This is a genomic window from Phenylobacterium sp., assembly GCF_030697925.1.
Classification (GTDB): Bacteria; Pseudomonadota; Alphaproteobacteria; order Caulobacterales; family Caulobacteraceae; genus Phenylobacterium.
In genome coordinates this window covers 1-6,666 of sequence record NZ_JAUYOJ010000087.1, presented here as the reverse complement: position 1 = coordinate 6,666, position 6,666 = coordinate 1, and the positions used below count along the sequence as shown (strand labels likewise).

The 6,666-nt window shown below is 69.0% G+C and carries 10 protein-coding genes; 4 read left to right on the top strand and 6 right to left on the bottom strand.

The window, feature by feature from the left end; all coding sequences use genetic code 11:
* The coding region (locus Q8Q88_RS08185; RefSeq protein ID WP_305674706.1) for a hypothetical protein at positions 1 to 652 on the top strand (652 nt) is incomplete at its 5' end.
* Positions 653 to 847: 195 nt separating this feature from the next.
* Here Q8Q88_RS08185 and Q8Q88_RS08180 read toward each other — a convergent pair.
* Both Q8Q88_RS08180 and Q8Q88_RS08175 read right to left on the bottom strand, forming a co-directional pair.
* Positions 848 to 1,258 (bottom strand): GFA family protein, encoded by a 411-nt coding sequence (locus Q8Q88_RS08180; RefSeq protein ID WP_305674705.1) that lies wholly within the window; start codon positions 1,256 to 1,258, stop codon positions 848 to 850.
* Between the two features lie 63 nt (positions 1,259 to 1,321).
* Complete coding sequence (locus Q8Q88_RS08175) at positions 1,322 to 1,738, bottom strand: PaaI family thioesterase (protein WP_305674704.1); 417 nt, start codon at positions 1,736 to 1,738, stop codon at positions 1,322 to 1,324.
* Positions 1,739 to 2,037: 299 nt separating this feature from the next.
* Between Q8Q88_RS08175 and Q8Q88_RS08170 the strand changes: the two genes are divergently transcribed.
* The gene (locus Q8Q88_RS08170; protein WP_305674703.1) at positions 2,038 to 2,301 is read left to right on the top strand and encodes a hypothetical protein; all 264 of its coding nucleotides are present in this window, start codon (positions 2,038 to 2,040) and stop codon (positions 2,299 to 2,301) included.
* 142 nt (positions 2,302 to 2,443) lie between these two features.
* Positions 2,444 to 2,755: a hypothetical protein gene (locus Q8Q88_RS08165; RefSeq protein ID WP_305674702.1), complete on the top strand. Its 312-nt coding sequence runs from the start codon at positions 2,444 to 2,446 to the stop codon at positions 2,753 to 2,755.
* Between the two features lie 220 nt (positions 2,756 to 2,975).
* Here Q8Q88_RS08165 and Q8Q88_RS08160 read toward each other — a convergent pair whose 3' ends face one another.
* The 4 genes from Q8Q88_RS08160 to Q8Q88_RS08145 all read right to left on the bottom strand — a co-directional run bounded on the left by Q8Q88_RS08160 (position 2,976) and on the right by Q8Q88_RS08145 (position 5,182).
* Complete coding sequence (locus Q8Q88_RS08160) at positions 2,976 to 3,770, bottom strand: lysozyme inhibitor LprI family protein (RefSeq protein ID WP_305674701.1); 795 nt, start codon at positions 3,768 to 3,770, stop codon at positions 2,976 to 2,978.
* A gap of 23 nt (positions 3,771 to 3,793) precedes the next feature.
* Entirely contained in the window at positions 3,794 to 4,015 is a 222-nt protein-coding gene (locus Q8Q88_RS08155) for a hypothetical protein (protein WP_305674700.1), read from the bottom strand.
* A gap of 179 nt (positions 4,016 to 4,194) precedes the next feature.
* On the bottom strand, positions 4,195 to 4,623 hold the full coding sequence (locus Q8Q88_RS08150; RefSeq protein ID WP_305674699.1) for a hypothetical protein: 429 nt from the start codon (positions 4,621 to 4,623) through the stop codon (positions 4,195 to 4,197).
* 97 nt (positions 4,624 to 4,720) lie between these two features.
* The gene (locus tag Q8Q88_RS08145; protein WP_305674698.1) at positions 4,721 to 5,182 is read right to left on the bottom strand and encodes a hypothetical protein; all 462 of its coding nucleotides are present in this window, start codon (positions 5,180 to 5,182) and stop codon (positions 4,721 to 4,723) included.
* Between the two features lie 354 nt (positions 5,183 to 5,536).
* Here Q8Q88_RS08145 and Q8Q88_RS08140 point away from each other — a divergent pair.
* On the top strand, positions 5,537 to 6,666 hold a 1,130-nt coding region (locus Q8Q88_RS08140), incomplete at its 3' end, for a PAS domain-containing sensor histidine kinase (protein ID WP_305674697.1).

Here is a 6,666-nt window from a genome sequence, read left to right as displayed (position 1 = left end):
GCGCTCGGGCGTGCCGCTCGACACGACCGTGACCCTGCAACCCGGTGAAGACGGCGCGGTGGTGCTGGTCAACGCCGAGGGCGCGGTCCTCTGCTCGGCTCGGCCCGCTGACGACAGCCAGATCCCCAACCCGCCGCCGGCCACCCCCAATATCGAGGAGGCCCGCGCCTTCGCGGCCGCCGGCCAGTTCGCACAGAAGTCGCTGCACCGCGGCTGCTTCTCCTGCTGCATCGAGCGTGAGGACGGCGAGGGCCTCGGCGTCCATGTGGGCCAGCTCGAGGGCGCGCCCGCCGGACATTGCGCCGGCATCTGGACCCCGCACGCCAACTTCGCCGATCCCGACGGGACCATTCCCGACGAGATCACCTGGGGCGCGCTGGACTGCTCGGGCTCCATGGCCTGGTGGATCAAGACCGGCGCGCCGGTCGGCCTGCTGGGCACCATGGCCGGCGAGGTGCTGAAGAAGCCCCGGGCCGGCGAGACCTATGTGGTCGTCGCCTGGACCCGCGAGGTCGAGGGCCGCAAGCATTTCGCCGGCGTCGCCCTGTTCGACGCCGCGGGCGAGACCATGGCCCGCTCCGGCCAGATTTGGATCGGCCGTCCCCCCGGCGCCCCGCCGCCCCGTCCGCTGGAAACCACCGCCGGGGCCTAGTCAGCCAGGTTGGCGGACAACCTCCTCCTCTCCACCCGTCTTCCGGGGGGAGAGGGTAGGGTGAGGGGGGCGTTTCCGCCGCACCGAGCAGGTTGATGGACCGGAGGGCGCCGCTTCGCGCCGCAGCCCCTCACCCTATCCTCTCCCCTCGAAAGGGGAGAGGAGGAGCCTTGACGGCCAAGCCGGCTCCCCGCCTCAGCGCCCCGGGAAGCCCGCGAAGGTGGCGATGCCCTCGGGGATCATGTGGAAAGTCTGGGCGTCGGCCGTCCAGATCGCCGCCTGCGGTCCTTGGTACTGGCCAGGATCGTCCAGGGTGCCGACCTTCAGGATCACCATGCTGGTGTCGCGCGGCGTGCGGGTCAGGATGTGCGTGCCGCAGGTGGCGCAGAACTCCCGCGTGGCGGGGCCCTCCAGGTCGCTGCGGGTGAACCGCGCCGGCTCGCCCTTCACATAGGCGAAGTCCGCCGACGGCATGACCATGAACAGGTTCTCCGCCCCGCCGGTGATGTACTGGCACTCGCGGCAATGGCACTGGCCCTTGAATCGCGGCTCGCCGCCGGCCTCGTAGCGCACCGCTCCGCAATAGCATCCGCCGCTCAGGCTCATGGATCGTCCTCCCTGTTGGGCGGCGATGCCACGCTTCCGGCCTGACGGAGTCAAGCCTGGGGCCTATTCCACCGCGCGGCGGGCGCTGGCCTCGACCTGGACGCGGGGGATCAGCCGGGCGGTGGAGCTTCCCTTGGCCAGCACCTCGCCGGCGGCGTTCAGCAGCCGGCCCTCGAGGAAGGCGCTGGAGCGGCCGCGCCGCTCCACCCAGCCCTCGGCGATCACCAGGCCGGGCCGCACGGGCGCGAAGAAGCTGACCTTCAGCTCCAGGGACATGGGCGTCATGTCTCCGTCCTGGGCCATGGTGGCGTGCGCCATGGCAGCGTCGATCCAGCCGCAGACGAAACCGCCCTGGGCCACCCCGCCCGAATGGCACATGTGCGGCCCGACCAGATATTCGATCACCGCGCGTCCGGGCTCCAGCGACACCACCCTCTGCTGGCCGAGCGCGGTGTGGAGGTCGGGGGCGGACGTGGTCATGGGCGGGGCTCTCCGATTGTGCGCGGCGATGCTAGCGGCCAGACCGCCCAGACCCAAACCTATTGATCGGGCGCCGGCCAGCGGCCAGATTGGCGGGGCTGCGGCGGTCTACGACGGCCCTTTGGCGCGCCAATTCTGGCCCCACATGGACATTGGGTCGAAGCTCCCCGTAAGGGTGCTTGGACTATCCTAACTTATTGATATTATTGATTTTTTAGGTTTAACCCCGCCTACACAGGTGCTACCCAGGGGTGCGGAATCAAGGGCTTGCAGCCCAAATCTACACAGATCCTGCACAGGTGGTCGTCGCGATGGCCTTTGTCCCCGACAGCCAGGAGCTCAAGTCCGGCCTCATCATCTTTCGCCGCGGGGACGTGCGGCACCGCCGGTGGTATTGCCGGATCAAGGTCCCGGGCGGCGACCGCTACAAGACCGTCGCACTGAAGACCTCGGACATCGAAACGGCCCGGGAACGCGCGTTCGACCACGACGCCGACATTCGGTTCCGGATCAAGCACGAGGTGCCGGTGTTCAACCGGCCGTTCAGTCAGGTCACCGCCTGAGCCCACCGTCGCATCCGGTCATTGCATTGGCTTTGGGAAGCCGACCTCTTCAGCAATGCCTGCTTGCCGGCCAAGGGCCAATTTTCGCCTCTCGCGCTGAGCCGGCGCTCGCGGGGTCCGCTCTGCGACGCGCAATTGCCTCATGGGCCACAAGACCACCAAGGCGACGGAGATCTACGCCCGCATCAGCGACGATGCGCGCCGAGACGCGACTGAAGCCATCGCGGCGCGGATCGCCGAGCTGACGGCTCCCCCCGAAGACCTGCAAAGAGCTCCTAGCGCCGACCTGCCGCCACACAGCGGGGCGGTAGGCGATTTGGCGGCCGAGGACGGTGGAGCGCTCGCTTCGGCCCTGGAGACGATGGTCGGCCTCCACCGAGCCGGTGTCATTTCCGACGCAACCTTGCGTGAGATCAGCGACCTCGCGAGCGGATCGGTCCGAGTATGTGGATAGCACTGCCCGGCGGCAGCCGGCGGATGCATCGTGGATCCGGCGTTCAGGGCCTTCGCGCCGGACACCGTCGAGGCCGTCGGGCAGAAGAGGATCGATCACCCGACCGAGATACGCCGGTTCCCGTTGAGCGGGCCTTCGGCCGCCCGCGGCGCCACGCAGCCTCCGGCGTGGCCAGGATCTCAATGCCCGAAGAAAATAGCTTGCTGAAGGCGCTGGGCGGTCATTCCTGAAGGTCCCGCAACTGCCAGAGGCGCGCTTCATCGAGCTCGGCGCGGCATCGCGCCGCTTCACCGCCCGCGCCGGCGTCCGAGGCGAAGCGGGCCGAGCGCAGGTCGCATTCGGCGTCGCGCCACTGTTTCCAGCCTTGTTGGGCGCCGGCCAGCCCGGACAGCAGGCCTTGGCGGCCCTGGTATTGGACCCGGAGCTGCCGCAGCGCGGCCGCGCTTTCACGTTCGATACGCGCGATAACGCCCTCAAGGCACCGGGCCTTGGCGAGTTTGCGGCCTGAGTCCTCACAGGCGGCGCGCTCGAACTCGATGGCGCGCTCTTCTTCGAGGTCGGCGCTCAGCTCGGTCACGCACAGGCTGCTGGCCATGTCGGCCTCCGGCGGCAGCAGGCGGACGACCACGCTGGTCGCCTGCGTCCACCGCGGCAGCCCGATCCTTTGCTGACCCGTGTCGGGCAGCACAGTGCGCAGGCTGGCGCCGTCATCGGCGACGACCTCCACCCGCGTGCGCCCCTGTGGCGGGCGGCGCGCGTTCGCGGAGTTGCAACCCAGGCTGAGCAGCAGGGTGCGGATGTGATGCGGTCGGTCGAACCGCAGCTCGAGGCTCTCCATCGGCCTGATCTTGAACTCAGCGGGCAGCGCCGCGGGCGGCGACGGCGCCGGCCGAGGCGCGGCGCAAATGAAGGTGGTCCCGTTTTCGGTCCTCGACGCCTCGATGCAGGCGGTCCGGCCGCCCTGATCCCCGGCGTGCGCGCCGGTCGCGGCCGCACACGCCACGGCGGCCGCCATCACCAGAGCGCGTCCTGCAGAGCTCACGAACACCCGGATGGCGGATTTTGCCAATCGGTCCTGATGCGAAGCACCCCGCCCGGGCCGACCTTGTAAGCCAGGATTACGATCCCGTCGGCCGCATTGAAGGAGGGTATCGGTGCGCCCCGATACAGGATCTGCGACTGCGCCAAATCGTAGATGACGATCTCGGTCCAGCCGCCGAAGTACTCCAGGTTCACGGTCGCGGGCGTGGCGACCCGCACGGTCGTCATCCAGCGGCTGACGGCGTCGCCGCCCCCCGGACGCCAGTCAGCTACAGACCTGGGCGTTCGCCGCCCCCGCCCACGCCGCGGACGCCAGCAGGCCCGCGACGATGACTCCCACCTTGCCGCTCATCACCGTTCTCCCGTTTGAATCAGGTGAATGTCGTGCGCCAAGCGCATCAGCGGGCGACGATGCTGGCCGCCCATTTCGCCGTGCCGCCGCCGACGCAGGAATAGGTCCCGCCGGCGCTGTTGTGGTTCGCGGGGCTCGAGAAGTGGCCGATGTAGTTGCAGCGACCGCCTCGGTCATCCTGGCGGAAGATCAGGATGGTGTCCTGGTCGACCGTTCCCGGCCGACCGGTGAATTCCATCGTCAGCACGCCCGTGCGGATGTCGTTCGTTCCGGTCCGGCGCCACTCGGCGTCGAAGACGTTGGACGTGCCGCGTCGCGTCCAGGTGCCTTCCCAGACGTTCGACTCGATCTCCTTCCAAACGCGGCCGAGGCGCGGGTCATCCGCCGCCGCCGCGGGCGTCAATGTCGATAGGGCCAAGCCTAAGGCGACCGTGGCGACGCCAGCGAGATGGATGATCTCTATTTTCTTCATCATGCCCCCCCAGCATTGGCTGGATCAGGCATGATTGATCGCCTGAGATGAAGAAAACGGAAGCGCGCCGTTATCTGAGGTTCATCCTCCCGCGGAGGGCCTACTGAACGGACCTTTCTGGGGCCCGGCCGAACGAGGACAGACAGCATGGCCCCAGGAGGCTGGCGAGCCCGCGCGGCTCGGCCGCTGCAGCGCCTACGCCGCCCTCAGGCTCACCCGCCGAAAGCTTCAGGAGGAAGGACAGGGTGATGGCCAAGGCGCCCAGCAGGGAAACGAGGGAATCCGTCCCGTCATAGTCGTTGCGCCGCTGCTCCCAGGCGTTCCGGGCCGCCTCGCGCAGGCCCGGCCAGGGACTGTCGGCCTGCCTCCGCGCCTGGGCCTCGCGATGGAAGCGATAGACCTGGTCCTTGACCGCGGGCACGGCGATCAGGACACCGCCGGCGCCGCCGAGGAAGTCCGACAGCAGCAAGCCCCATTCCTCGCTCGCCGGCCGGGCGGCCGCGGCCTGCACGATCTGCGGGATCTCCCGGGTCAACTCTTCCTGCACGACGCCGACCAGCACCGCCGTTCGCGCGCTGGCCCGCGTCCTTACCCGACGCCTGCGCCGCCACGGACGCGGTCGCGCCCGACGCAAAGGCGAACACCGGACGCAGCCTAAGGGCCGCGTCGACGCGGAACACCGTCTTCAGGCTCAGGTCGCCGCGGCCGCTCTCCAGCTTGGAGATCGGTCGTCCTTCTCAGCCAGGCGCTCGCGCAGCCCGCTCAGCTGCGAGCCGGCGCTCTTCGTGTCCTCGAGGCGCTCATTTCACACCAGAAACGTTTCCGCTACGGAAACCGCGAATTAACGCCATGCGCGCAAGCTGGCGCGCTGGGGGAGATCATGCCGCAGAGCGCGCCAACGGTCGGATGGGAAGCCTTGTCGCCGCTCCTGGAAGCGCTGCCTTGCGCCGTGCTGATCACCGATCGCGAGCTGCGCATCGCGCACGTCAATCCCGACTGGGAGAGATTCCACGAGCGACCCGCCGCGTCCGTCGTCGGCGAGCACCTCTTTCAGATCCAGCCCACCCTGCAGCAGTTTCACGGCGCCCTAGATAAGTGCCTGAAGACGGGCGAGGCGCTGAAGGCGGGCCCCTATCGAACGGTTCTCCAGGACGGATCTTCGCGGCTGGTGCGCTCGGTGACGCTCCCCTGGACGCACGCGTCCGGCGAGGCCGGCGGGCTCGTGCAGGTGGTGGCGGAGATGCCCGCCTCGCAAACCGCCCAGCACCAGCTGCGCATCGAGGAGCGGCTGAGCCAGGCCGCAGAGCTGGCGGGCGTCTTCGTCTGGGAGCTCGACCTGGTCACCGGGGCCGCCTGGGCCGCGGGCGCGCGGGACACCTTCTTCGAAGGCGCGGTCGGGACCCGGGAGGCGCGCGACGACATTTGGGAAACCGTCCACCCCGATGATCGCGCCCAGGCGATGGCGCAATGGCAGAAGAGCCTGGCGGAGGGCAGCCGCTTCCGCGCCGAATATCGGCTCAATCGGGCCGACAGGCTGGTGTGGGTCGCCTCCGGCGCCGCCGTCACAGCCGGCACGCCGGAGCAGCCGCAACGTCTGCTGGGCGTCTTGCAGAACATCACCGAACGCAAGGAAGCCGAGCTCGCCGCCGAAGCGGGCGCTCGCGCGAAGAGCGCCTTCCTGGCGACCGTCAGCCACGAGATCAGGACCCCCCTGAACGGCATCCTGGGGATGGCTCAGGCCATGGAGGCGGACGAGCTCGGCCAGGTCCAGAGGGAGCGGCTGGACATCATCCGCCAGTCCGGCCAGGCGCTGCTGGAGATCCTCAACGCCGTGCTCGACCTCTCCAAAGTCGAGGCCGGAAAGCTCGAGCTCGAGGCGATCGACTTTAGCCTCTCCGACGTGGCGGACGGGGTCTGCTCCGCCTTCGCCGCCCTCGCGCAGGGCAAGGGGCTGTCCTTCTCGGTCGAGGTGGAACAGGCCCGCGGAGTCTATCGCGGCGACCCGATGCGGCTGCGGCAGGTCCTCTACAACCTGCTGGCCAACGC